Below are 23,948 nucleotides of genomic sequence, written 5' to 3'. Positions count from 1 at the left end.
CGGCGTGCGCGTCGGGACCGCACGCGCTCGCGCCGCGAGCTCCCGGCGCTACACCCGCGCGGAGCTCGCGGCGGCCCACGGACGCGACGGCGGCGAGCCGGTGCTCATCGCGTTCGAGGGCCGCGTCTACGACGTCACGGGGAGCTACCCGTGGCGTCTCGGGTTCCACTGGGCCTGCGCCTTCGGCGGGCAGGACCTCACCGGCATGCTGGACCTGGCGCCGCATGGCCCCGAGATGCTCGAGCGGGTGCCGTGCGTCGGGTTTCTCGTGGACGACGAGGCTGACGAATGACGACGCTGATCCTCGCCGGCAAGCGGCTGATGGTGCACACGGCGCGGCGCGCGCCGCCGGCGGCGTGGCGGCTCCTCGTCGTCTCGATTCCGTTCGTCCTCGCCGCGCTCGATCCCGGCGCGCGCGGGATCGTGCTCACGGCCGTGGCCGACGCGTACCTCCAGGTCAGCGTGTTCGTCGCGGCGACGCTCGCCCTCGTCTACGGGCTGGAGCGCGGCCTGAACATCGACAGTGCCGCCCTGCTCGCCCGCTACCGCTACTGGCAGGTGCCGTTCGCCGCGTTCTTCGGCGCGCTGCCGGGCTGCGGCGGCGCGATCATGGTCATCACCCAGTATCTGCGCGGCCACCTGGGTTTCGGCAGCGTGGTGGCGGTGCTCACGGCGACGATGGGCGACGCGATGTTCCTGCTGCTCGCGCAGCAACCGCTCACAGGCGCGGGCATGATGCTGCTCGGGCTCGCCGTCGGCCTGGTCTCCGGCTACGCGGTCGACGCGCTGCACGGCCCCGACTTCCTGCGCGCCAGGGGAGCGCCGGTGCGCGAAACGATGCACTGCCATGCGGGCGGGCTCGCCCGGCTGGGCCCGATCTGGATGGCGCTGCTCGCGCCGGGCGTGGTCGTCGGGATCCTGCTCGCGGCGCGCGTGGACGTCGACGCGCTGCTTCCGGGCCGGGCGGCGGCGGTCGATCCGGTGCTCCTGCTCGGGCTCGCGGGCGCGGTGCTCGCGATGCTGATGTGGAGCTGGGTGCCGAGCGGCGGCTACCGGGATTTCGTCTCCGGAGACACGCAGGCGATGGGCGCCTGCGCGCCGGACGCGCGCCCCTCGACCCGGGCGCGGGTCATCGCTGACACCAACTTCGTCACGGTGTGGGTGGTCGCCGCGTATCTCGCCTACGAGCTCGGCGTCTACTACTCCGGGATCGACCTCAAGGCCTGGTTCGCGCTCTGGGCGCCGCTCGTGCCGCTCATGGGCGTCGTGATCGGCTTCCTTCCGGGATGCGGGCCGCAGATCGTGGTGACGACCCTGTACCTCAGCGGGGTCGTGCCGCTGTCGGCGCAGATCGGCAACGCCATCAGCAACGACGGCGATGCCCTGTTCCCGGCGATCGCGCTCGCGCCGCGCGTCGCCGTCGTCGCCACCCTCTACAGCGCGGTGCCCGCGGTGCTCGTGGCCTATGCGTGGTTCTATCTCTTCGAGTGAGGCCGCACGCGGACCGCGGCCCGACGCCGGCCGCTGACGACCGATGGACCGGCTGCACAAACGCCTCGCCCGCGCCGGGCTGCTCCCGACCCGGCAGCGCAAGGCGATCGCCGGTCTGCTCTTCACGGACGGCGACCGCCACCTGACGGCGGACGAGCTCTACGCCGAGGCGCGCGAGGCCGGCCTGCGCGTATCGCGCGCGACCGTGTACAACACGCTGCACGCCTTCGTGAACGGCGGGTTGCTGCGGGAGGTCCCGATCGAACCGGATCGCTCGTACTTCGACACCAACCCCGAGCACGCCTGCCACGTGTACTTCGACGACACGCGCCAGCTGATCGAAGTACGCCTCGACCCGGGCGAGCTCCGGCGGCTCGCGCGGCGTCTCGGCGGTATCGATCCGGAGCGCCTGAGCGTGGTCATCCACGTGCGCGGCGCCCCGCCCCCGCGCCTCGCCCGACGGCTCCGGGCGGCCCACCGTCATTGACGCCAGTGGCCCAGATCAGGTCTCGATGAACTTGCCTCCGTTGGGGTGCAGAATCTGCCCCGTCATGTACGAGCCGTCGTCCGAGGCGAGAAAGACGTACGCCGGCGCGACCTCGGCGGGCTGTCCGGCCCGGCCCATCGGCGTGTCCGAGCCGAACTTCTCCACCTTCTCCTTCGGGAACGTGGCCGGAATGAGCGGCGTCCAGATCGGGCCGGGCGCGACGCCGTTCACGCGGATGCCCTTCTCCGCGAGCATCTGCGAGAGCGAGCGGGTGAAGGCGACGATCGCGCCCTTGGTCGCGGAGTAATCGAGCAGCTGCCTGTTGCCGTGGTAGGCGGTGATCGACGTGGTGTTGAGGATCACCCCGCCGGGCTTCAGGTGATCGAGCGCCGCCTTCGTGACGTAAAAGTGGGCGAAGATGTTGGTGCGGAAGGTGCGCGTGAGCTGCTCGGCCGTGATCTTGCGCAGGTCGTCCTGGGCGTGCTGCTCGGCGGCGTTGTTCACCACGACGTCGAGACCGCCGAACTCCTGCACGGTGCGGTTCACCGCCTCGTAGCAGAACCCCTCGTCGCCCACGTCGCCGGCGATCGCGAGGCACCGCCGGCCTTCCGCCTCCACGAGACGTTTCGTCTCCTCGGCGTCCTTGCGCTCCTCGAGGTACACGATCGCGACGTGCGCGCCCTCGCGCGCGAAGTGCACCGCGACCGCGCGGCCGATGCCGCTGTCGCCGCCGGTGATGAGGGCGATCTTGTTCTCGAGCTTGCCGCTCCCGCGGTAGCCCTCGCGGATGTAGATCGGGCGCGGCTGCATCTCGGTTTCGCGGCCCGGCTGCGCGGGCTGGTGCTGCGGCGGGCGTTTCTGCTGCTGTTCCTCGTAACGACGTTCCATGTTTCATCGCTCCTATCGGGTTCGTGGTTCGGCGTGGCGCCGGCGCAGGACATCATTCGGCGGCGCCGTTGCCCAAGCGGGTCGCATGGCGCGGGGCGAGTTGCCTTCGTCCCCGGGCCCGACCGCGTGCGCGGCGCCTTCCTGTACGGGAGCCCGCGGTGGAAGGCGGGCGCCATGCGCAAGCGCTCTGCGAGGAGGGGATATCCGAAGGCCACGGCTCGGCCAGGGAGCGCCGCCGCGTCTTCCGTCGGCGGCCGGTGCCCGCAATGATGCTCGCGTTACTCTGCAACGACGCCGTTCCGCGGGACCGACCGTCTGCGCGACGCTGCCTTGGCTGTCAGCGACGAGGCCGTTCCTCGCGGGCGAGACCGGGCCGCCGCGCGCCCGCGCGGCAACGCCGGTTCGGAACGGAATCGTCATGTGCGCTCCCTCGCGCGGCTCGTGGCCCCGCCTCCGTGCGCGGTCGGTTGCTCTTCGACCCGGGCGTGCGCCCGCGGGTTCCCGCGCAGGCGCTGTCTGTTATAGCGAGAAGCGGCTGGCTAGACTGGCCGCACATGTCTCCCCTCCTCGCTCTGCTGCTTGCGATCGTCCTCGCGGCGCCGCTCTACGCGGCGGAGCGCGCGCCGACATTCGACGCGCACATTCACTACAACGCCGACAGCCGGGAGGCCTACGCGCCGCAAGCCGTGCTCGCGCGGCTGGACGAAGCCGGCGTCGCGCGCGCGCTCGTCTCGAGCACGCCGAACGAGGGGACGCTCGCGCTCCACGCGGCCGCGCCCGAGCGCATCGTGCCGCTGCTGCGGCCCTACCGCACCGATGCCGATCGCGGCCGCTGGTACCGCGACGAGTCGTTGCCCGCGTTTCTCGACGACCAGCTCCGGCGCGGCCAGTACCGCGGGATCGGCGAGTTTCACCTTTACGGCGATCAGGCGCGGACGCCCGTGATCGCGCGGCTGCTCGATCTCGCGCGCACGCGCGGCCTTCTGCTGCACGCGCACACCGACGCGGCCACGCTCGACGCGCTCTACGCGCGCTCGCCCGGGGCGCGCATCCTCGGGGCGCACGCCGGCGTGGGCGCGGACGCGGCGACGGTCGCGACGCGGCTGGACCGGCATCGCACTCTCTGGGTCGAGCTCTCGCTGCGCGACGACGACGTCGCGCCGGACGGACGCCTGGCCCGCGACTGGCGCGCGCTCTTCGTGCGCCACCCCGACCGCTTTCTGCTCGGCACCGATACCTGGGCGGTGCACCGCTGGGACGCGGTGCGCGTGACGCACGAGCGCGCGCGCCGCTGGCTCGAGGAGCTGCCGCCCGAGGTTGCCGAGGCCATCGCCCACGCCAACGCCGAGCGCCTGTTCGGGCCGGCGCGCGCGGCGGGCGGGCGCTCAGGGGGCGCGGCGGGGGACGGCGGCGCGCCGGAAGGGAACCGCGAACGCAAGGAATTCGGAACATGAAGCGACGGATCGTTGGATTTCACAGGGACGAACGCAACGACTGGGTGGCGGACCTCGAGTGCGGGCACGCGCAGCACGTCCGGCACCGGCCGCCCTGGATCAACCGCCCCTGGGTCATCACCCCGGAGGGCCGCCGCAGCCGCATCGGGGCGAAGCTCAACTGCAAGAAGTGCGGCTCCGAGTTCGCCGCGCAGAACGGCGGAAATCGCGCGTACCACTAGCCGCTGAACCGGCGAACCGCGCCCGGGTTCCGCCCCGCCTGCGCGCTTTCGGCGCGCGCGTTTAAAATAGCGCCGAAACGACGGGCGGGCGAATGAAGTACAAGGACTACTACCAGATCCTGGGCGTCGAGCGCGACGCGAGCGAGGAGGCGATCAAGAAGGCCTACCGCAAGCTCGCGCGCAAATACCACCCGGACGTCTCCAAGGAGCCGAACGCGGAGGAGCGCTTCAAGGAGATCAACGAAGCGAACGACGTCCTGAGCGACGCCGAGAAGCGCGCGGCCTACGACCGGCTCGGCCGGCATCGCCCGGGCGAGGACTTCCGTCCGCCGCCCGACTGGGCCGAGCAGTTCGCGCACGGCTTCGGCGCCGGCGGCGCGGGCGGCTTCACCGAGGAGGTGGACCTCTCCGACCTCTTCGCCGATCTCTTCGGCGGGGCCACGCGCGCGCGACGCGGCGCGCGCGGCGGTTTCGCGATGCCCGGGCAGGACTACGAGGTCGTCGTGCACCTCACGCTCGAGGAAGCGGCGCGCGGAACCGAGGTCAGCCTCAACCTCGAGATGCCGGAGGCGGGCCCGGACCGCGTGCCGCGGCGCGTGCCAAAGACCGTCAAGGTGCGGATCCCGAAGGGCGTGATCGACGGCCAGAAGCTGCGGGTCCCGGGCAAGGGCGGACCGGGCATCGGCGGCGGCGCGCCCGGCGCGCTCTACCTGGACATCACGCTGCGTCCGCACGCGCTCTTCAAGCCGAGCGGCCACGACCTCTACCTCGAGGTGCCGATCGCGCCCTGGGAGGCGACGCTCGGCGCCCAGATCGAGGTGCCGACGCTCGACGGCAAGGTGCGCATCAAGGTCGGGCCCGGTGCGCGCGCGGGGCAGAAGCTCAGGCTTTCGGGCAAGGGCATGCCGAAGCCCGGCGGCGGACACGGCGATCTCTACGCGGTGCTCTCGATCGTGACGCCCACGATCCTCTCCGAGGAGGAGAAACGACACTTCGAGGAGCTCGCGCGCATCTCGCGGTTCAACCCGCGCGGGCACTTCGAGGTTTCCTGAGGAGGCGCGATGGCCGACGAGGGCGGCGGGCTGGTCCTGAACGAGGTGACGCTGGTGACGCTCACCGAGCTCGCGGAGAGCTCGGGCCTCTCGACGGTGGAGATCCGCGAGCTGGTCGAGCTCGGCGCCTTCGAACCGCGGGCCGAAGGACCCGAGTGGCTGTTCACCGCGCGCTCGATCGAGCTCGCGCGCACCGCGCGCCGCCTGCGCGCGGACTTCGAGCTGAGCACGCCCGGCCTCGCGCTCGTCCTCGCCTACGTCGAGCGCATCCGCGAGCTCGAACGCCGGCTGCACGAGCTCGAGTGCCAGCTGCCCCGATAGGAGCGCCAAAGCTCTCGGGTCCGGCACCCGGGGACGACTACTTCAACTACTGCTTGACCCTCGTGCTCACGCCCATGTTCATCCTCTCGGGCGTGTTCTACCCGGTCGACCCGCTCCCGCCGCGCTCCAGGGCCTCGTTCCAGATCCTCCCCCTTTCACCGTCGGCGTCGTTCTGGTGCGGCGGCTGATCGTTTTAGCAGACCGCGCTGTCTCCGCGACGCTGGAGCGTCCTTCCTGTTCGAAATCTCTTTCAACGGCTTGACGGATTCGCGGTTGTCCGGGTAGCGTTCCGGGCACAAAGCAAACAACAACCGGCGCGCATCTCGCTGCCCCCGCCTTCGCAGCTGCGCCATAAGAAAAACTGTCAGGGAGGAGTCTATGAGATCGACTTTCTTCGCGAGCTGCCTTCGCGACTGCTCCGTTAACCCTCGCTTCCTCTTCGCCTATACGTCGAAGGTGCCGTACAGAGGGCGCTCCAAAACTATGCAAGCCCTTATTGCGGCCTTGGCGCTATTGGTTTCGCTCGATGTCTTTGCTGCGCAGAACGAACATCATATGGGTCTGTATGGGAACGCACCGGAAGCAGCGGCGGCGTGTAAAGCAGGATATGACGCGGGTCCCGACTATCCGGGATACTGCTCTGACATTGGGTGCTGGTGGAAAGAAAACGATTGCTCGAACCCCGTACAGTCGAGCGTGAATTTTTGCGCAGCCGGCACCGGATACTCGGTACGTTGGGCACTTATCCAGCGGGACCCGTATCCGATAGCCAAGGACGGGTATAATTACTATTACTGCTCCAATAGCGAACCCGTTTGTCCTAATGCATTAGGCGACGGGCTGGGTGAGGGCGACACCTACGACCCGAATCAAGACAAGTGCGTGCCTGCCACGCCTCCGCCCCCCTGCAATGAAGATACCTCTAGAGGCAACCCCTGCGACGCCGCGACGGGGAGCAAGTACGAAACCGAAGTCGACCTCAGGGCCAGCAATGGATTGCCCTCCGTTACTCGCTCTTACAACAGTATTCTCGCTGAAAGTACCGGCTCCACGCTCGGCTCTGGCTGGGCGATATCCTTAGACAACCGGCGGCTCTCAATTTTCGGAACCAGCGTCAAGATTCATCTGCCCGATGGTCGCTGGGAGAACTTCACCTGCAATAACGGAACCTGTCAGGGCAAGGCCGATTCCGACTTGCGACTTGCGCAGGACGCCAGCGGTTACACACTCACCCACCTGGACGGCTCCAGCGAACGCTACGGCATTGACGGCGCCCTGCAAACTGAGGCCGACTCGGCGGGACGGACGACCACTTACACGGTCGATGCCCAGGGGAGGCTGATCGTCACCGGGCCATTCGGTCACACGCTGACGCTGGCCTATGACGCCGCCGGCCGAGTGGACACCATCACCGATTCGGCCGGACACGTCATCGACTACACCTACACGGCAGCCGGCACCGGTCACAACCTCACCCGCGTCGATTACCCCGACGACACCGCGAAGCTCTACCACTACGAAGACCCCAACTTCCCGCATCACCTGACCGGCATCTCGTATGTCGAAGCCAACGGCGTCGTCACCCGCTACGGTACCTACAGCTACGACACGACCGGCAAGGCGTACTCGACGGAGCACGCCGGCGGCCAGGAACGCTTCACGCTCGTGTACGACTCGGACACGCAGACCACCGTGACCGACGCCGCCAGCACCCGGGAGGTCATGACCTTCGAGGCGAACCTGGGAGTGAAGAACCTCGTGAACAAGGTGAACCAGGGCGACGGCAAGTCTCTGGTCCAGCGGTTCGATGCCAACAACAACCAGACCTGCAAGAAAGACGAGGAAGGGCGCGTCACCACTTACATTTACAACGCCACGAACCAGCGCACGTCCATGACCGAGGGGTTGACGGGCGGGTGTCCGACGGGCACCGCCACCCCGGAGACACGCACCACGACGTATCAGTACCTCTCGCCCGATCTCGACCTCCTCACGCTCGTCGAGTCCCCGAGCGTCGCGTCCGGCCAGGTCAAGCGGATAACTCTTGCCTACGAGGATACGCGCTTCCCGCTGCTGCCGACCGCGATCACCCAATCCGGCTACAAGCCGGACGGCACCCCGGTCTCGCGCCGCGTCGGCCTTGCGTACAACGACGACGGCCAGCTTTGGACCATCGACGGCCCGCGCACCGACGTCGCCGACGTCACCACGTTCGCCTATTACGACTGCACGACCGGCGCGGCGTGCGGGCAGCTGAGCTCGGTCACCAACGCCCTCGGGCAGGTCACGACCTACGACCTCTACGACGGCAACGGACGCGTCACGCAGCTGACCGACCCCCGGGGCATCCGCACGGAGTACGAGTACGACCTGCGCGGGCGCGTGACCAAAATCAAGGAGACGAACGGCAGCGGCGTTTCCCGGACCACCGAGTACAGCTACTACGCGTCCGGCAAGGTCAAGACGTACAAGGATCCCGACGGCGTGACGCTCACGTACGTCTACTACGACTCTCAGGACCTCTACAGCGTCACCGACAACCTCGGGAACCAGATCCGCTACGCCTACGACACCCGCGGCAACCGCCGGCAGGCCTACACCTACGACCCCCAGGGGGCGCTCAAGCAGACGCTCGACACCGATTACGACCTGCGCAACCGGGTCGAGACCCTAACCCACGGCGGCTCCATCACCCGGCAGGTCCACGACGCGATCGGCAACCTCGTCTCCGAGACCGACCCGAACCTGAACCCGGCGACGGTCCACCATTACGACGCCCTGAACCGGCTGTACGAGACCATCGACCGCATGGCGAAGGTCACGACCTATGGCTACGACGTGAACGACCGGTTGACGCGGGTGACCGCGCCGAAGAGCGCGAGCGAGACGGTCACGACGCAGTACGTCTACGACGACCTCGGCAACCTCCTCCAGGAGATCTCGCCGGACCGGGGGACGATGACCTACACCCACGACGAAGCCGGCAACGTCCTGACCCAGACCAACGCCCTTTCCCAGGTCACGACCTACACCTACGACGCCCTGAACCGTCCGCTCACCCAGACGAGCTCGGCGACCAACACGCCCGCGTACAGCTACGCCTACGACACCTGCGGCGCCGGACTGCTCTGCCAGATCATGCGCAACGGCGGCTTCCACCTCTACTTCGGCTACGACGCGTGGTTCCGGCAGGATTACGAGCTGGCGGTGACCGGGCTCTACAGCTTCGCGAGCTACTCCCTCGGCGGCCGGTTGAACCAGCTGCGCTACCCGAGCGGGCGCCGGGTCGATTACACCTACGACGCGGCCGGACAGGTCACGGAGGTGAGCACCACGTTGAACGGCCAGACGACCGCCCTCGCGAGCGGCATCGCCTACTACCCTTTCGGGCCGGTCGCGAGCCTGACGCTCGGCAACGGCCTCGCGCAGAGCTACGAGCTCGACCTCGCCTACCGCTCGACCTACGACCATGCCGATCCCTACGCGAAGGACATCGAGCGGGACGCGAACGGCAACGTCACGTTCCTCATCGATCCCGATACCACCCGCCAGGAGTTCGGCTACGACGCGCTCGACCGCCTGGCCGCCGCTACCGATACCGCCGGTACGTACGCCGCGCTCGGCTACACCTACGACGACAACGGCAACCGCCTGACCGAGACCCGGGCGGGCGACACGACCGACTATGGCTACGGCACGAACACCAACCGCCTGACGTCGGTCGGCGGCCAGTCGCGCGTGGTCAACGCCGTCGGCAACACCGTTTATATCCCCGGTACGGGGCTGCTCGCCTACGACGGCTACGGCCGGCTCCTGTCGGCCCAGGGCCAGGGCGCGACCTACTTCTACGATCCCTTCAACCGGCGGCTGCGCAAGAACGTCAACGGCGCGATCACGAGCTTCCACTACCTCCCCGGGGGCGAGCTCCTGATCGAGAGCAGCGGCGGAACCTCAAGGGAGTACGTCTACCTGAACGGCGCGCCGCTCGCCCGGATCGACGGGGAGTTCGTGTACTACTTCCACACCGACCACTTCGGCACGGTACGAGCGATGACCGACGCGGCGGGGAACACCATCTGGGCGCAGGCCGGGGAGCCGTTCGGGGCGGCGACAGCGATCGGGGTGGTCGACAACAACTTGCGGTTCCCGGGGCAGTATTACGATCAGGAGACGGGGCTGCATTACAACTGGAATCGGTATTACGATCCGAAGACGGGGCGGTATGTCACGAGTGATCCGGTTGGGTTAACGGGTGGACTTAACACGTACCTCTATGTGAAGGCCAATCCGTTGAGATGGATTGACCCTCTCGGGCTAGATATTACAGGCGACTGGGAGCCGGAAGGGTCGGTCGGACGCCCAAGCATTCCTTATGGTCTACCAGGATCAGCAGGAAGCATTTGTGGATCAGGATTCAAGTTTCCCGAATTTGGTTTTCGCGATGCCTGCCAGAAGCATGACGACTGCTATGGTACGTGCGGCACTAATAAGACTTGGTGCGACTTCCAGTTCCAGTGGAATGCGCGGCAAAGTTGCCCAGTGGGCGACTGGCGCTGTCTGTTGCTTGCCGAAGCGTATTTCGAGGGCGTGCTTCACGGCGGAGGTGGTGCATATGCTCAAGCTCAGGAGGAGGCTTGCACAGAATGCAAGAAATGAATGAACCGGCGCCAAGGAGATATCGGTCGCTTGCCGTGTGCGCATCGTTGTTCGCGTTTGCTCTATTAATGACAAATGCATGCGCACCTGAGCGCGACATTCATGACCAGCTTATTGTTGCTGCCAGGAAGGGGAAGATCGACAAAGTCAAGGAACTACTGGAAAAAGGAGCCAATGTTAACGCGAAGGAAAAGGTTACTGGCGAAGGCTACACAGCTCTCTTTCATGCGGCGAGTTACGGCCATACCGCGATCGTTAAACTATTAATTGAGAATGGCGCCAGCGTTAACGAACGGCCCGGACGAAATACACCGTTAATTATTGCCGCTTGGGGAGGCTATCCGGACACTGTTCAAGTTCTACTGGAAGCAGGCGCCGATCCGAATGCCAAGGCAGATAGCGGGTGGACGGCCCTGGCTGAAGCCGCCCGTAAGGGGCACCTGAAAATCGCTCGCATCCTCATCGAAAGTGGTGCCGACGTAAACGCTCGCTTACCTGATGGTAATACAGCGCTTTCTTGGGCCAAAGCAAAGAAGAACCAGGAAATGATAGACCTACTGAAACGCGCCGGAGCGAAGAACGGCACGAACAAAACCGGGGTCACCCATTAGCCGACCGCCCGCAAGCGTGCCGCACGTGCGCGCCTAAGGGGTCAGGTCTTGCCTTTTGCCTCCCTCCCCGGCTAGCCTTGCCGCATGTCCCGCCCCCTTCGCCTGGAGTTCGACGGCGCGCTCTACCACGTCACTGCCCGGGGTGATCGACGGGAGCCGATCTTCGAGGACGACGCGGACCGGACGGCGCTCCTCGCCATCCTTGCTAAGGGGTCAGGTCTTGCCTTTTGCCTCCCTCCCCGGCTAGCCTTGCCGCATGTCCCGCCCCCTTCGCCTGGAGTTCGGCGGTGCGCTCTACCACGTCACCGCCCGGGGTGATCGGCGCGAGCCGATCTTTGAGGACGACACGGACCGGACGGCGCTCCTCGCCATCCTGGCGCAGGGCCTCGAGCGCTTCGACGCCATCGCCTATGCGTACTGCCTCATGGGCAACCACTATCACTTCGTGCTCCAGACGCATAAGCCCAATCTCTCGCGCCTGCTGCGGCACGTGAACGGCGTGTACACCCAGAGCTACAACCGTCGCCACAGGAAGGTCGGGCATCTGTTTCAGGGTCGGTTCAAGGCGGTGCTCGTGGACGAGGACAGTTATTTCCTGGAAGTTTGCCGTTACGTGGACCTGAACCCGGTTCGGGCAGGCATCGTCAAACGACCCGAGGCTTGGGTCTGGAGCAGTTATCGTGCTCACACGGGGCGCGCACCGGCGCCGCCGTGGCTCGACAGCGCGGAGCTGCATCGCCGGGTCGCCGCGCGTGCGCCCCGCCGGGACGGCCCGCGACGTTATGCCGAGTTCGTTGCACGGGGGCGCGGCCTTAAGCTCTGGGACGAGGCCCTCTCCGGGCAAATCTATCTTGGCGGCGAGGCGTTCGTGCGACGCATGCAGGCACGCGCGCAGTCGCTCGAGGCGCGCGACGTTCCGCGCGCACAGCGGCGCTCTGCGCCACGTCCGCTATCCTGGTACTTCGAGCGCCATGCGCGGAACCCCGCCATTGCGCTGGCGTTTCTCGAGGGCGGCTATACCCAGACCGCCATCGCGAAGGCGACGGGGTTGTCGGTATCGCGCATCAGTCGGTTGGTCGCGCAGCATGAGGCAAAAGGCAAGACCTGACCCTGTGTCCTCGACCGCGCGCGGGCACTTCGACGGGTCCTAGGAGGCGCGATGGCGGACGAAGGCGGCGGGCTGGTCCTGAACGAGGTGACGCTGGTGACGCTCACGGAGCTCGCGGAGAGCTCGGGCCTCTCGACCGTCGAGATCCGCGAGCTGGTCGAGCTCGGCGCCTTCGAACCGCGGGCCGAAGGACCCGAGTGGCTGTTCACCGCGCGCTCGATCGAGCTCGCGCGCACCGCGCGCCGCCTGCGCGCGGACTTCGAGCTGAGCACGCCCGGCCTCGCGCTCGTCCTCGCCTACGTCGAGCGCATCCGCGAGCTGGAACGCCGGCTGCACGAGCTCGAGTGCCAGCTGCCCCGATAGGAGCGCCAAAGCTCTCGGGTCCGGCACCCAGGGACGACTACTTCAACTACTGCTTGACTCTCGTGCTCACGCCCATGTTCATCCTCTCGGGCGTGTTCTACCCGGTCGACCCGCTCCCGCCGCGCTCCAGGGCCTCGTTCCAGATCGTGAGCTGCCCCTGATTCCCCGGACACCTCAGGCGCACGGAAAGAGACCTCGGTTTGCCGGTTTGGTTCGGCCCCTCGGCTCACTCCCTTAGGACTCCGTTTCGATCCTCGCGTGGTCGAATTCGCCTCTATCGGTACTACACTCCAGAGATAAGCGGCGGCCGCTTCAGGTAGCGCCGGGACCGCGGTCCACCGCTCTACGCACGATTGTTAATTCAGGACCTGCCGTACAGCACAGGGAGAAGAGCATGGCAAAGCTGCGCTTGCTTACATTCGTCTTACTGACCGTTGCGGCAGTGCCGTCCAGTGCCGGTGAGCTCGAGGATCGACGCGCGATCGAGCAGCACGTTGCTGCGCTTTTCGCATCGGAGAAGTTCAGCGAGCTGGACGGCATGGCCGACGAGTATCGGACCACGGAAACCAGGACTTCCAGTGGCCTCTGGAAGCTGACGCTCTTCTATGCCGGGATTCACGGGAACTCGAGCATCAAGGCTCCGAAGTACTGGGATGATATCGAGGCGAAGGCGTTGCGATGGACGGCGCAGTCTCCGACCTCGCCGGCCGCCCATAACGTCTACGCCTACCTGTTGATCAATCGAGCCTGGATGCACAGAGGATCGGGATGGGCGCACGAGGTGAAGCCGGAGGCCTGGGCGCCATTCGCTCACCACCTGAAGAGGTCGCGCGAGTATTTGATGCAGCGTAGAGCGATCGCAGACGCCGACCCGCGGTGGTACGAGCTCATGCTCATGATTGCACGCGCCGAGAACTGGGACCGCAACCGATTCGACCAGCTCGTCGACGAGGCCGTCCTTCGGTATCCGTATTTCTACCAGATTTACTTCGCCGCCATCGATTATCTCGTCCCGAAGTGGCACGGCAACCGCGAGGAAGTGGAAAAATTCGCGAATTTTGCAGTCGAGAAGACGAGAGGCAGGGAGAGCAACGGAATGTACGCGCGCGTGTACTGGTACGCCTCGCAGACCCAATACACCACCCGCTTATTCACCGATTCCGCCGTGGCATGGAAACGGATGTCCGTCGGCGTCGACGACGTGCTTGCGCGTTATCCCGACCAGTGGAACATGAATAACTTCGCGGCCTTCGCCTGTCTCGCCGGCGATCGCGAGAAGACCCGGGAGCTGATCGCGCGCATCGAGGGGCGACCGATACCGAGCGCGTGGCACGGGAGCATCAAGTGGTTCGACTCCTGCAAGGCATGGGCGGACCGGCTCGGCAACGGCTGATCGAGCACGGTCGGCCGAGAACTCGCCGCAGGTAAAGAGACGACCTCGCCTCTGCTCTGCGGCGCCTGCCTTTCCTTCTCGACCACCCGCCCGAGCATTCCTCGAACACGCAATTTCACGGGGCGCCGATTTTCATTTCGTGAAAATCGACCGCTCGCGCTTTCGCTCGCGAGGGGAACCGATGCTTCAGCAATCCCTAATGCTTGCCTCCCAACGGGAAATCTCGGGTAGACTTACCGGGTCTAAATAAAAATCAGTACAGGGACCACCACCCCGAGGCAGGGATGCCGAACGAGGTAACCCGGAAGACAGGAGGGTCATCATGTTCTCGTCCAAGAAAAAACATCTGTTCCTGGCGCTCGGCCTCGCGGCCCTGCTGGTCACGGCCACGGGCAGCCAGGCGAAGGTCGAGGGCGACACCATATATATGGGCGTCGCGGTGTCGCTCACCGGCAAGTACTCCACCAACGGCAAGAACACCAAGGACGGCTACGACCTCGCGGTCAAGCGCATCAACGAGATGGGCGGCGTGAAGGTCGGCGGCAAGAGCTACAAGATCAGCCTCATCTACTACGACGACGAGTCCACCCCGGCACGCGCCGCGCAGCTCACCGAGCGGCTGATCAACCAGGACGGCGTGAAGTTCATGCTCGGCGCGTACGGCTCCGGCATCACCAAGGCGATGGCGCCGGTCACCGAGAAGTACCAGATCCCGCACGTCGAGGGCAACGGCGCGGCCCGCGAGCTCTTCACGCAGGGCTACAAGTACCTCTTCGCCACCCTCTCCACCTCCGACTACTACCTGCGCGAGGCGGTGAACCTGATGGCCGAGGTGGCCAAGCAGCAGGGCAAGAAGCCGTCGCAGGTCCGGATCGCGATGGCCTTCGAGAACGACCCGTTCAGCCTGGACATCCGCGCGGGCGTCACCGAGGACGCGAAGAAGCACGGCATGAAGGTCGTGGTCGACGACAAGCTGCCGCCGGAGCTCAACGACATGTCGGCGACGCTGACCAAGGTCAAGGCGCTGAAACCCGACATGCTCGTCGTCTCCGGCCACGCGAAGGGCGCCACGCTCGTCGCGCGCCAGACGGAGGACATGCAGGTGAAGGTGCCGATGGTCGCCACGACGCACTGCGACTCCGCCAAGATCGCGGAGAACCTGGGCGCCGCGGCGGAGGGCATCCTGTGCGCCTCGCAGTGGGACCGCTCGCTCAGCTACAAGGACAAGTGGTTCGGCACCGCGGAGGAGTACGCGAAGCTCTTCGAGAAGGAGTTCAACTACGCGCCGCCCTACCAGGCCGCCGAATCGACGGCCGCTGTGCTGGTGTACGTCGACGCCTTCCAGCGCGCCAACTCGTTCGACACGAAGAAGGTGCGGGACGCCATCGCCAAGACCGACCTGATGACGTTCTACGGCCCGATCAAGTTCGACAGCACGGGGAAGAACATCGCCAAGCCCATGGTGCTCTACCAGGTGCAGGGCGGCGAGTACAAGGTCGTGGCGCCGCAGCGGTGGGCCTCGGCCAAGCTGATCTTCCCGCGGCAGGAAGCGAGCGCGAAGCGCTAGCCTGAGGCGAGGAGCGCCCCGGCGATGCCGGGGCGCGCCGCTTTATGGACGCCTTCCAGATCCTCGTCGATGCACCGGTGCTCTCGGTGCAGCTCCTGCTCGACGGCCTCCTGATCGGGGCCATCTTCGCGCTCGCCGCCTACGGCATGGCGCTCGTCTGGGGCGTGATGAACATCATCAACATCGCCCAGGGCGAGTTCGTGATGCTCGGCGGCTACGTCGCCTTCTTCCTGTACCAGGCCGGGTTCCACCCCCTCCTCGGCGTGCCGGTGGCCGCCGTGGTGCTGTTCGTGCTCGGGTGGCTGCTCTACCACTCGATCATCTACCGCGTTGTCGACAAGGACCTGTTCATCTCGATCCTCGCGACCTTCGGTCTCTCGATCCTCCTCCAGCAGCTCGCGAACGAGCTCTTCGGGGCCGACGTGCGCACGGCCGAGGCCGGGTTCGGCAGCCTGTTCCTGCTCGACGGCCTGGTCGTCGTCCCGCACATCAAGCTGGTGGCGTTCGCCGCCGCGCTGGTCGTCGGCGGCCTGCTGCTCGTGTTCCTGCGCAAATCGCGCCTGGGGCAGGCGATCCGCGCGACGGCGCAGAACGCGCGCGCCGCACGCATCATGGGCGTGAACACCGACCAGGTGTACGCCGCGACGTTCGGGCTCAACGCCGCCATCTGCGGCGCGGCCGGCGCGCTCGTCGCCATGACGTGGATCGTCCACCCCTACCTCGGCCTGCCGTACACGGTGCGCGCGTTCATGATCGTGATCCTCGCCGGCCTCGGCAACGTCCTCGGGGTCCTGTTCTCCGGGATCGGCCTCGGCGTCGCGGAGAACTTCGCCGGGTTCATCATGGGCGCGGAGCTGCAGGCGGCCTTCATCTTCTCGCTGCTCGTGGTGATCCTCGTGTGGCGCCGTTTCTGGCTGTCGCGGGAACGGAGATACCTGAAGTGAACGCGACCGCCCGCCGGCTGATCGGATACGGCCTGATCCTGGCCGTGGCGCTGGTCGCGCCGCTCCTCGCGCCGGAGTACCGCACCCAGCTCTCGTTCCTGTGGGTCATGATCGTCTTCGCGCTCACGTGGGACCTGCTCGGCGGCCAGATGGGCTACAACTCCTTCGGCAACATCCTGTTCTTCGGCATCGGGATGTACGCCTGCGCGGTGATCCAGCGCGACGCGGGGCTCGATTACTACGTCGCGCTCTTCCTCGGCATGGGCGCCGGCGGCCTGGTCGCCGTCGCGGTCGCCGGCGTGCTCGGGTCCGGGATCCTCGGTTTGCGGGGCCACTACTTCGCGATCGGCACGCTCGGGCTCGGCATCGCCGCGGGCGAGTACGCGGCCGGCTGGGACTACATCGGCGCCGGCTCGGGCCTCGTGCCCCCGCTCTATCCGGGCATCGCGGGCGCGCGCGAGGGCTTCTTCTACTACGTCACGTTCGCGCTCGCGGTGGTCACGTTCCTCGTGCTCCGCTGGCTCTACTCCGGGCGCTTCGGGCTGGCGATCAACGCGATCCGCGACGACGAGGACAAGGCCGAGGCGATGGGCCTGCGTACGACGCTCTACAAGATCGCCGCCTGGTGCACCTCGGCGTTCTTCCTCGGGCTCATGGGCGGCGCGGTCGGCAATATCATCGGGTTCATCGACCCGCGCGACGTCGCCTTCGCCGGTGCGACGTTCGGCGTGTGGATGGTGCTGATGGCCATCCTCGGCGGCAAGGGCACGCTGTGGGGGCCGGTCATCGGCGCGGCGATCTTCCACGTCACGCAGGAGCTCTTCTGGACCTACCTGCTCGGCTGGCAGCGGGTGGCGCTCGGCCTGCTCATCGTGGTCATCGTGGTGTTCTTCCCGCTCGGCATCCTGGGCTGGGCGCGCGAGCGCTGGCCCGAGCTCTTCGGTCATCGCGTGGAAGCGGCGCCGGCGGAGGCCGGGAAGCGCGCCGTCGCGGCCAAGGAGGGCGCGTGACGCCGATCCTGGAAGTCGCCGGCGTGCGCAAGACCTTCGGCGGCGTCGTCGCGAACAACGACATCAGCATCCAGGTTCCGCCGGGGAAGATCGTCGGGCTGATCGGCCCGAACGGCTCCGGCAAGACCACGCTGTTCAACTCCATCGTCGGCTACCACCCCGTCGACGCCGGGTCGATCCGCTTCGACGGCAACGAGATCACGCAGCTGCGCGTGCCGGAGATCGCCCGTCTCGGCATGCTGCGGACCTTCCAGCAGACGCGCATCTACGGGCTGATGACCTGCGTGCAGAACATGCAGATCAGCGCGCGCACGACGCAGGGCGCGCCCTGGCAGGTGATGTTCAACCGGATCCCGCCCGAGGACACGGAGCGCGCGGAGGCGCTGCTCGAGTTCGTCGGCCTCTACGCGAAGCGCCACCTGCGCGCCGGGGACCTCTCCTTCGGGCAGCAGAAGCTCCTCGAGTTCGCCATGGCGCTCATGAGCGAGCCGAAGATGCTCCTGCTCGACGAGCCGACCGCGGGCATCAACCCCACCCTCATCAACGGCCTCATGGACCGCCTGCAGCGGGTGAACGCGGACCTCGGCGTGACGCTCCTCGTCATCGAGCACAACATGCGCGTGATCATGAACCTCGCCGAGTACATCTACTGCCTCGCGCACGGCGAGCTCCTCGCCTTCGGGAAACCGGACGAGATCCGCAACGACCAGCGCGTGATCGATGCGTACCTGGGGGCGCACTGATGGCGCAGCCCGCCGACCCGAAGCCCGCGCGCCAGGCGATCCCGGGCCGCGGCGCCGGCGGGGCCCCGGTGCTCTCGGTCGACGACGTCGCGCGCGAGGCCGAGCGCCTGGCGAAGGAAGGGCCGGGCCGGGAGCGCATCGCGGCGCTCGCGCAGAACCGGCCGTTGCTCACGATCGACGGCCTGCACGCGGGCTACGGCAAGATGGAGATCCTGCACGGGATCGACCTGCAGGTGGCGCCGGGCCAGTCGCTCTGCCTGATCGGGCCGAACGGCGCCGGCAAGTCGACCGTGCTGCACTCGATCTACGGCTTCACGAACATCCGCGCGGGCTCGATCCGCCTCGACGGCCTCGACGTCACGCGCCTGCACCCGAACCAGAAGCTCAAGCAGGCCGGCATCGCCTACATCCTCCAGGACAACTCCGTGTTCCCGGACATGACGGTGGAGGAGAACCTGTGGATGGGCGGCTACCTCATGGACTCCCCCGACCAGGCGAAGGAGGCGGCCGAGCGCGTGTTCGCCAAGTACGACCGCCTCGCCGCCCGCCGCCGGAGCCCGGCGCGCGTGCTATCGGGCGGCGAGCGGCGGCTGCTCGAGATCTCGCGCGCGCTCGTGATGAACCCGCGGGTGCTGCTCGTCGACGAGCCCTCGATCGGCCTCGAGCCCCGCTACATCGACATGGTGTTCGAGATCCTCGCGGACCTGAAGCGGAACGAAGGCAAGTCGATCGTGATGGTGGAGCAGAACGCGAAGAAGGGTCTCGAGTTCGCCGACGTCGGCTACGTGCTCGTCTCCGGCTTCGTCGCCCTCGCCGGCCCCGGCGAGGAGCTGCTCACCCACCCCGAGGTCGGTCGCCTCTTCCTCGGCGGTTAGGACGGCAGTGATAAGTCACAAGTTATAAGTATCGAGTACCGGTGCGCGCGACGCGCGCTCATCAACCTATCACTGATCACTTTGAACCCCTCGATCGCTCCCCTGCGCACCACGACGCTGCTGTGCGCCGTTGAGGTGCTGAGCATGACGGCGACGATGGCGTACCCGACGCTGCTCACCGTGCTCCTCGCGGAGTGGGGCCTGAGCAACTCGAGCGCGGGTCTCATCGGGGGCAGCTTCTTCGGCGGCTACATGCTCGCCGTGCCGGTGCTCACGAGCCTCACCGACCGCATCGACGCGCGGCGCATCTACTTCTTCGCGACCCTGCTCGCCGCGGCCGGCACGGCCGGCTTCGGCTGGCTCGCGGAGGGCGTGGCGACGGCGGTGCTCTTCCAGGCGATCGCGGGCATGGGGCTCGCGGGCACCTACATGCCGGGCCTGCGCATCCTCTCCGATCGGATCGACACCCGCCGGCACAGCCGCTACATCGCGTTCTACACGTCGAGCTTCGGCATCGGCACGAGCCTGTCCATCCTGCTCGCGGGCTGGATCGCCGAGGCGCTCGGCTGGCGCGACACCTTCGTGCTGCTCGGGATCGGGCCGCTCGTCGCCGGCGTCCTCGTGCTGCTGGGCACCGACGCGCGCCGGCCGGAGCCCGCGCCCGGCGGCCACGGCCCGCTGCTCGACATCCGCGGCGTGCTCGCCAACCGCTCGGCGCGCAGCTACATCCTCGCCTACGCGGCGCACTGCTGGGAGCTCTTCGGCCTGCGCTCGTGGATGGTGGCGTTCCTCGCCTTCAGCGCCAGCCTGCACGCGGCGACCGGCCGGCCGTTCCTGTCCGCCGCCGCGGCGGCCGCGGCGATCAACCTGCTCGGCCCGCTCGCGAGCATCTTCGGAAACGAGTTCGCCGCAACCTACGGCCGCCGGCGCACCATCGCGCGCGTGATGTGGGCGTCGGCCGCCATGGGCGCCGTGATCGGCTTCACCGCGCCGCTTCCGTGGCTCGTCGTGTTCCTGCTGATGGTCGCGTACTTCCTGCTGGTAATGGGCGAATCGGCCGCGCTCACCGCGGGCCTCATCGCCGTGGCGGCGCCGGGGCGACGCGGCGCGACGATGGCCGTGCACTCGCTGCTCGGCTTCGGAGCCGGATTCGCGGCCCCGCTCGCCTTCGGTATCATGCTCGACCTCTTCGGCGGTGCCGAACGCACGGCGGCCTGGGGGATGGCGTTCGTGAGCCTCGCGCTCGGAGCGGCCGTCGGCCCCCTCGCCCTGGCATGGCAACGACGGACCGCGCGACGGCGCCCGCGCGGCAAACCCGGAACCCGGCGCGCACGAGGGACGTCATGAAGACGCATCGCATCGCGGTCATCCCGGGCGACGGGATCGGCAAGGAGGTCGTGCCCGAGGGGCTGAGGGTGCTGGACGCCGCCGCGCGGCGCTTCGGCCTCGGTCTCGCCTACGAGCACTTCGACTGGAGCTGCGAGACCTACCGGAAGACGGGCCGCATGATGCCCGCCGACGGCCTCGACCGGCTGCGCGAATTCGATGCGATCTTCCTCGGCGCGGTCGGCTACCCGGGCGTGCCCGATCACGTTTCGCTCTGGGGCCTGCTCATCCCGATCCGCCGCCGCTTCGAGCAGTACGCGTGCGTGCGTCCGATCCGGCTCTACCCGGGCCTCGACTCGCCGCTGCGGGACCCGGCCGGGCTCGATCTCGTCGTCATCCGGGAGAACGTCGAGGGCGAGTACTCGGAGATCGGCGGGCGCCTGTACCAGGGCAGCGAGGGCGAGCTCGCGGTGCAGGAGAGCGTGTTCACCCGGCGCGGCGTCGACCGCATCCTCCGCCACGCCTTCGATCTCGCGCGCACGCGCAGGCGGCGCGTCACCTCGGCGACCAAGTCGAACGGCATCATCCACACCATGCCGTACTGGGACGAGCGCTTCGCCGCCATCGCCGCCGAGTATCCGGACGTGAGCACCGACCAGTTCCACATCGACATCCTGACGGCGCACTTCGTGCTGCGCCCGGGCCGCTTCGACGTCGTGGTCGGCAGCAACCTGTTCGGCGACATCCTGTCGGACCTCGGCGCCGCCGTCGCGGGCACCATCGGCATCGCGCCGTCGGCGAACATCAACCCGGAGCGGAAGCACCCCAGCATGTTCGAGCCGGTGCACGGCTCCGCGCCGGACATCGCGGGCAAGGGCGTCGCCAACCCGATCGCCCAGATCCTCTCGGGCGCCATGATGCTCGAGCACCTCGGCCACGGCGACGCCGCGCGGGCGATCGAGCAGGCGGTCGAATCCGCGCTCGGCGACAGGCGCCTGCACACGCCCGACATGGGCGGGCGCGCGACGACCGCGGAGCTCGGCGCGGCGATCGCGGGCGCCCTGTGACGCCGCGCCGGGCACGCGCACCCGACGCCTGGCGCGCCGGGCTGCGCGCGAGCCTCTCGGTCGTCCCCACCTTCGTCGCGATCTTCGCGGGCTTCGGCATCGCGGCCGGGGTCGCGGACGTTCCGGCATGGGGCGCGCTCGCCCTCACCGCGGCCGTGTTCGCCGCGCCGGCGCAGTTCGCGATGATCGACCTCGCCGGGCAGGGCCCGTCGGCCATCGTGCAGATGATCGTCGCCGGGATCCTCGTGAACCTGCGCTTCCTCCTGATGAGCCTCACGCTCTCGCATCTCTTCGGCCGTGTGCGCCGCACGCGCCTGCTCCTCTCGGCGCAGTTCGTGATCGCGACGTCGTACCTGCTCACCTTCTTCCGCTCGCGGCGCCAGCCGCCGGTCGACCTGCACGCCTACTTCCGCGGCATCGCCGCCGCGACGCTGCCGGCCGCCCTGCTCGGGACGGCGCTCGGCCTCGCCTTCGGCAAGGAGCTGCCGCCGGTGCTCGCCTTCGGCGCGACGCTCTTCCTGCCGGTGTACTTCGCGCTGCTGCTCGCGGGCGAGGCCAAGGGGCGGAACGAGGGCGGCGCGGTCGTCGGCGGACTGCTGCTCACGCCGCCGGTCGAGTACGTGCTGCCCGGCTGGGGCATCTTCGTCACGGCGCTCACCGTCGGCGCCGCCATCACGGCGTTCGAGCGATGACCGCGCTCGACTGGACGCTCGTCGTACTCGGGGCCGGGGCCGGCACGTACCTGCTGCGCGTGGCGCCCTTCGTCTGGAAACATCTGCGCCGGCTCGGACAGGAGTACTTTCATTTCCTCACCTACGTTTCGCTCGCCATCGCGGCCGGCATCGTCTCGCGCTCGATCGTCTACGGCGGCGGCGGGATCGCGGAGGCGGGCGACATCGGCATCAAGGTGCTGGCCGTGATCGCCGCGCTCGGCCTGCTCCGGCTCACGAAGAGCCTCCCGCTCGCGCTCTTCGCCGGCATCGGCGTCGCGGTGCTGATCAAATCGCTGGGGCTCTAGTGTCGAGAGTCACTAATTCGTTAAATACACCGTTGGACGCAACCTTGGGTTTCTTCCTCCCCTCGCGGGCGAAAGGACAGGAGAGAGAGGGGAGGTTTCAAAGGGCCCGATCACCCCTCTCCCGCAAGGGGAGAGGGGAGTGAGATTCCTCGATGACTGACGACTCAGGACACCAGGGGACGCCATGCGCTACCGATTCTTGACCGTCGACGTCTTCACCGACCGCATCTTCGGCGGCAATCCGCTCGCCGTGTTCCCGGACGCCGAGGGGCTCACCGACGTGCAGATGCAGCTCGTCGCGCGCGAGTTCAACATCTCGGAAACGACGTTCGTCTTTCCGCCGAAGGACCCGGCGCACGCGGCCCGTCTCCGGATCTACACCCCGAAGGTGGAGCTTCCGTTCGCCGGGCATCCCACCGTCGGCACGTCGTACGTGCTCGCCGCGCTCGGACGCATTCCGCTGAAGGCCCCCGAGGTGCGTATCGTGCTCGAGGAGAACGTCGGCCCCGTCCCGGTCACGATCCGCGTGCGGGACGGCCGGCCCGTCTTCACGCAGCTCTCGACCGCGCAGCCGCCGGAGCTCGGCCCGCCGCCGCCCCCGGCGGCGGACCTCGCGTCCGCGCTCGGTCTGAAGGAGAGCGACATCCTCGGGGGCGAACGCGCCCCGCAGGCCGTCTCCTGCGGCCTGCCGTGGCTCATCGTTCCCGTCGCCTCGCGCGACGCCATCGCCCGCGCGCGCCTGCACGCCGACCGCTACCAGGAAGTCCTCGGCAACTACTGGAGCCGCGGCGTGTATCTCGTCACCTTCGAGACCGGCATTCCCGGCTCCGACGTACACGCCCGCATGTACGCGCCGGCGATCGCGCCGCACGAGGATCCCGCCACCGGCAGCGCGGCGGCGAGCCTCGCGGGTTACCTCGCCGCGCGAGAGACCGGCGACGGCACCCGCCGCTGGCGCGTCACGCAGGGCCATGAAATGGGCCGTCCGAGCCTGATCGAGATCGAGGCCGTGCGCGAGGGCGGCAGGGTCGCGGCGATCCGCGTCGGCGGCGCCTCGGTACTGGTGAGTGAGGGGGAGATGGAGATACCGGCGGTTTGAAGCAGCTCATTCCGGCGACTCCGCTTCCCGCATTCAGATTGCCTTCGGCTTTTTTCTCGAGCTCGGATGTCTTCCCGCGATCTCGACGGCAGCTCGAATTCGTGCCTCGTTCTTCAACCATCGATGTCGTATCTCTTGAATGTCCTCCTCCGGCTGTAAGGCTCACTACTCGCCCACGGGCGGTCGACCGCGAAACAGGTAGCCACCTTGCGAGCCCGGCTCGCCTCGCTAGACTTGAGACGACCCTTCGCGAA

General features: G+C 67.6%; 25 protein-coding genes and 1 pseudogene. 25 read left to right on the top strand and 1 reads right to left on the bottom strand.

Going from position 1 to position 23,948, the window contains the following annotated elements; translation table 11 throughout:
• Nucleotides 1-4: 4 nt before the first annotated feature.
• Genes SVA_RS01660 through SVA_RS01650 form a run of 3 tightly spaced genes read left to right on the top strand, consistent with a single transcriptional unit; the run spans nt 5 to nt 1,978 of the window.
• Nucleotides 5-292 carry a cytochrome b5-like heme/steroid binding domain-containing protein gene (locus SVA_RS01660; protein ID WP_096457876.1) on the top strand — a complete coding sequence of 96 codons (288 nt, stop codon included), beginning with the start codon at nt 5-7 and terminating at the stop codon, nt 290-292.
• The gene (locus tag SVA_RS01655; RefSeq protein ID WP_096457873.1) at nt 289-1,491 is read left to right on the top strand and encodes a putative manganese transporter; all 1,203 of its coding nucleotides are present in this window, start codon (nt 289-291) and stop codon (nt 1,489-1,491) included. Before SVA_RS01660 ends, SVA_RS01655 begins: the two co-directional genes overlap by 4 nt.
• Before the next feature lie 43 nt (nt 1,492-1,534).
• Nucleotides 1,535-1,978 carry a Fur family transcriptional regulator gene (locus SVA_RS01650; protein WP_096457870.1) on the top strand — a complete coding sequence of 148 codons (444 nt, stop codon included), beginning with the start codon at nt 1,535-1,537 and terminating at the stop codon, nt 1,976-1,978.
• A 15-nt stretch (nt 1,979-1,993) separates the two neighbouring features.
• Here SVA_RS01650 and SVA_RS01645 read toward each other — a convergent pair whose 3' ends face one another.
• A complete protein-coding gene (locus SVA_RS01645; protein ID WP_096457867.1) occupies nt 1,994-2,866 on the bottom strand; it encodes an SDR family oxidoreductase in 873 nt (290 codons plus the stop codon).
• Between the two features lie 554 nt (nt 2,867-3,420).
• Between SVA_RS01645 and SVA_RS01640 the strand changes: the two genes are divergently transcribed.
• From SVA_RS01640 to SVA_RS01550, 22 genes and pseudogenes are all read left to right on the top strand, one after another.
• Complete coding sequence (locus SVA_RS01640) at nt 3,421-4,320, top strand: amidohydrolase family protein (protein ID WP_169923923.1); 900 nt, start codon at nt 3,421-3,423, stop codon at nt 4,318-4,320.
• Nucleotides 4,317-4,541, top strand: a complete 225-nt coding sequence (locus tag SVA_RS01635; RefSeq protein ID WP_096457861.1) for a DUF3565 domain-containing protein — start codon at nt 4,317-4,319, stop codon at nt 4,539-4,541. Before SVA_RS01640 ends, SVA_RS01635 begins: the two co-directional genes overlap by 4 nt.
• Nucleotides 4,542-4,633: 92 nt before the next feature.
• Nucleotides 4,634-5,593, top strand: coding sequence for a DnaJ C-terminal domain-containing protein (locus tag SVA_RS01630; RefSeq protein WP_096457858.1), 960 nt, complete (start codon nt 4,634-4,636; stop codon nt 5,591-5,593).
• Nucleotides 5,594-5,602: 9 nt separating this feature from the next.
• Nucleotides 5,603-5,914: a chaperone modulator CbpM gene (locus SVA_RS01625; RefSeq protein ID WP_096457846.1), complete on the top strand. Its 312-nt coding sequence runs from the start codon at nt 5,603-5,605 to the stop codon at nt 5,912-5,914.
• A complete protein-coding gene (locus SVA_RS19280; protein WP_148665349.1) occupies nt 5,896-6,102 on the top strand; it encodes a hypothetical protein in 207 nt (68 codons plus the stop codon). Before SVA_RS01625 ends, SVA_RS19280 begins: the two co-directional genes overlap by 19 nt.
• A gap of 190 nt (nt 6,103-6,292) precedes the next feature.
• A pseudogene (locus tag SVA_RS20375) lies at nt 6,293-7,054 on the top strand (DUF6531 domain-containing protein); the annotation flags it as partial.
• A gap of 54 nt (nt 7,055-7,108) precedes the next feature.
• The gene (locus tag SVA_RS01620; protein ID WP_169923922.1) at nt 7,109-10,570 is read left to right on the top strand and encodes an RHS repeat-associated core domain-containing protein; all 3,462 of its coding nucleotides are present in this window, start codon (nt 7,109-7,111) and stop codon (nt 10,568-10,570) included.
• Entirely contained in the window at nt 10,558-11,181 is a 624-nt protein-coding gene (locus SVA_RS01615) for an ankyrin repeat domain-containing protein (RefSeq protein ID WP_096457852.1), read from the top strand. Before SVA_RS01620 ends, SVA_RS01615 begins: the two co-directional genes overlap by 13 nt.
• A gap of 256 nt (nt 11,182-11,437) precedes the next feature.
• Nucleotides 11,438-12,289: a transposase gene (locus tag SVA_RS01610; RefSeq protein WP_096457849.1), complete on the top strand. Its 852-nt coding sequence runs from the start codon at nt 11,438-11,440 to the stop codon at nt 12,287-12,289.
• 51 nt (nt 12,290-12,340) lie between these two features.
• Nucleotides 12,341-12,652, top strand: coding sequence for a chaperone modulator CbpM (locus tag SVA_RS01605; RefSeq protein ID WP_096457846.1), 312 nt, complete (start codon nt 12,341-12,343; stop codon nt 12,650-12,652).
• Nucleotides 12,634-12,813: a hypothetical protein gene (locus SVA_RS19270; protein WP_148665348.1), complete on the top strand. Its 180-nt coding sequence runs from the start codon at nt 12,634-12,636 to the stop codon at nt 12,811-12,813. The genes SVA_RS01605 and SVA_RS19270 overlap by 19 nt, the downstream gene beginning before the upstream one ends.
• A gap of 233 nt (nt 12,814-13,046) precedes the next feature.
• Nucleotides 13,047-14,045, top strand: coding sequence for a DUF4034 domain-containing protein (locus SVA_RS01600; protein WP_096457843.1), 999 nt, complete (start codon nt 13,047-13,049; stop codon nt 14,043-14,045).
• A 322-nt stretch (nt 14,046-14,367) separates the two neighbouring features.
• On the top strand, nt 14,368-15,612 hold the full coding sequence (locus SVA_RS01595; protein WP_096457839.1) for an amino acid ABC transporter substrate-binding protein: 1,245 nt from the start codon (nt 14,368-14,370) through the stop codon (nt 15,610-15,612).
• Nucleotides 15,613-15,656: 44 nt separating this feature from the next.
• On the top strand, nt 15,657-16,556 hold the full coding sequence (locus tag SVA_RS01590) for a branched-chain amino acid ABC transporter permease (RefSeq protein ID WP_096457837.1): 900 nt from the start codon (nt 15,657-15,659) through the stop codon (nt 16,554-16,556).
• Nucleotides 16,553-17,566 (top strand): branched-chain amino acid ABC transporter permease, encoded by a 1,014-nt coding sequence (locus SVA_RS01585; protein WP_197703313.1) that lies wholly within the window; start codon nt 16,553-16,555, stop codon nt 17,564-17,566. The genes SVA_RS01590 and SVA_RS01585 overlap by 4 nt, the downstream gene beginning before the upstream one ends.
• Complete coding sequence (locus SVA_RS01580; protein ID WP_096457834.1) at nt 17,563-18,309, top strand: ABC transporter ATP-binding protein; 747 nt, start codon at nt 17,563-17,565, stop codon at nt 18,307-18,309. The genes SVA_RS01585 and SVA_RS01580 overlap by 4 nt, the downstream gene beginning before the upstream one ends.
• Nucleotides 18,309-19,184: an ABC transporter ATP-binding protein gene (locus SVA_RS01575; protein WP_096457831.1), complete on the top strand. Its 876-nt coding sequence runs from the start codon at nt 18,309-18,311 to the stop codon at nt 19,182-19,184. Before SVA_RS01580 ends, SVA_RS01575 begins: the two co-directional genes overlap by 1 nt.
• Before the next feature lie 144 nt (nt 19,185-19,328).
• Nucleotides 19,329-20,531 (top strand): MFS transporter, encoded by a 1,203-nt coding sequence (locus tag SVA_RS01570; protein WP_148665347.1) that lies wholly within the window; start codon nt 19,329-19,331, stop codon nt 20,529-20,531.
• On the top strand, nt 20,528-21,577 hold the full coding sequence (locus SVA_RS01565; RefSeq protein WP_096462781.1) for a tartrate dehydrogenase: 1,050 nt from the start codon (nt 20,528-20,530) through the stop codon (nt 21,575-21,577). The genes SVA_RS01570 and SVA_RS01565 overlap by 4 nt, the downstream gene beginning before the upstream one ends.
• A complete protein-coding gene (locus SVA_RS01560) occupies nt 21,574-22,269 on the top strand; it encodes an AzlC family ABC transporter permease (RefSeq protein ID WP_169923921.1) in 696 nt (231 codons plus the stop codon). The genes SVA_RS01565 and SVA_RS01560 overlap by 4 nt, the downstream gene beginning before the upstream one ends.
• Complete coding sequence (locus SVA_RS01555) at nt 22,266-22,595, top strand: AzlD domain-containing protein (RefSeq protein ID WP_096457825.1); 330 nt, start codon at nt 22,266-22,268, stop codon at nt 22,593-22,595. The genes SVA_RS01560 and SVA_RS01555 overlap by 4 nt, the downstream gene beginning before the upstream one ends.
• Before the next feature lie 184 nt (nt 22,596-22,779).
• On the top strand, nt 22,780-23,694 hold the full coding sequence (locus tag SVA_RS01550; protein WP_096457822.1) for a PhzF family phenazine biosynthesis protein: 915 nt from the start codon (nt 22,780-22,782) through the stop codon (nt 23,692-23,694).
• Nucleotides 23,695-23,948: the final 254 nt, after the last annotated feature.

This window comes from Sulfurifustis variabilis, from assembly GCF_002355415.1.
Classification (GTDB): Bacteria; Pseudomonadota; Gammaproteobacteria; order Acidiferrobacterales; family Sulfurifustaceae; genus Sulfurifustis; species Sulfurifustis variabilis.
This window is presented reverse-complemented; position numbering and strand designations above follow the sequence as displayed.

What these genes read in the sequence shown, in the direction of transcription:
- SVA_RS01615 (WP_096457852.1), top strand. Translation starts at nt 10,558, where the DNA reads ATGCAAGAAATGAATGAACCGGCGCCAAGGAGATATCGGTCGCTTGCC.
- SVA_RS01645 (WP_096457867.1), bottom strand. Translation starts at nt 2,866, where the DNA reads ATGGAACGTCGTTACGAGGAACAGCAGCAGAAACGCCCGCCGCAGCAC.
- SVA_RS01635 (WP_096457861.1), top strand. Translation starts at nt 4,317, where the DNA reads ATGAAGCGACGGATCGTTGGATTTCACAGGGACGAACGCAACGACTGG.
- SVA_RS01650 (WP_096457870.1), top strand. Translation starts at nt 1,535, where the DNA reads ATGGACCGGCTGCACAAACGCCTCGCCCGCGCCGGGCTGCTCCCGACC.
- SVA_RS01595 (WP_096457839.1), top strand. Translation starts at nt 14,368, where the DNA reads ATGTTCTCGTCCAAGAAAAAACATCTGTTCCTGGCGCTCGGCCTCGCG.
- SVA_RS01610 (WP_096457849.1), top strand. Translation starts at nt 11,438, where the DNA reads ATGTCCCGCCCCCTTCGCCTGGAGTTCGGCGGTGCGCTCTACCACGTC.
- SVA_RS01590 (WP_096457837.1), top strand. Translation starts at nt 15,657, where the DNA reads ATGGACGCCTTCCAGATCCTCGTCGATGCACCGGTGCTCTCGGTGCAG.
- SVA_RS01625 (WP_096457846.1), top strand. Translation starts at nt 5,603, where the DNA reads ATGGCCGACGAGGGCGGCGGGCTGGTCCTGAACGAGGTGACGCTGGTG.
- SVA_RS01605 (WP_096457846.1), top strand. Translation starts at nt 12,341, where the DNA reads ATGGCGGACGAAGGCGGCGGGCTGGTCCTGAACGAGGTGACGCTGGTG.
- SVA_RS01655 (WP_096457873.1), top strand. Translation starts at nt 289, where the DNA reads ATGACGACGCTGATCCTCGCCGGCAAGCGGCTGATGGTGCACACGGCG.
- SVA_RS01550 (WP_096457822.1), top strand. Translation starts at nt 22,780, where the DNA reads ATGCGCTACCGATTCTTGACCGTCGACGTCTTCACCGACCGCATCTTC.
- SVA_RS01630 (WP_096457858.1), top strand. Translation starts at nt 4,634, where the DNA reads ATGAAGTACAAGGACTACTACCAGATCCTGGGCGTCGAGCGCGACGCG.
- SVA_RS01600 (WP_096457843.1), top strand. Translation starts at nt 13,047, where the DNA reads ATGGCAAAGCTGCGCTTGCTTACATTCGTCTTACTGACCGTTGCGGCA.
- SVA_RS01565 (WP_096462781.1), top strand. Translation starts at nt 20,528, where the DNA reads ATGAAGACGCATCGCATCGCGGTCATCCCGGGCGACGGGATCGGCAAG.
- SVA_RS01570 (WP_148665347.1), top strand. Translation starts at nt 19,329, where the DNA reads ATGACGGCGACGATGGCGTACCCGACGCTGCTCACCGTGCTCCTCGCG.
- SVA_RS01640 (WP_169923923.1), top strand. Translation starts at nt 3,421, where the DNA reads ATGTCTCCCCTCCTCGCTCTGCTGCTTGCGATCGTCCTCGCGGCGCCG.
- SVA_RS01575 (WP_096457831.1), top strand. Translation starts at nt 18,309, where the DNA reads ATGGCGCAGCCCGCCGACCCGAAGCCCGCGCGCCAGGCGATCCCGGGC.
- SVA_RS01555 (WP_096457825.1), top strand. Translation starts at nt 22,266, where the DNA reads ATGACCGCGCTCGACTGGACGCTCGTCGTACTCGGGGCCGGGGCCGGC.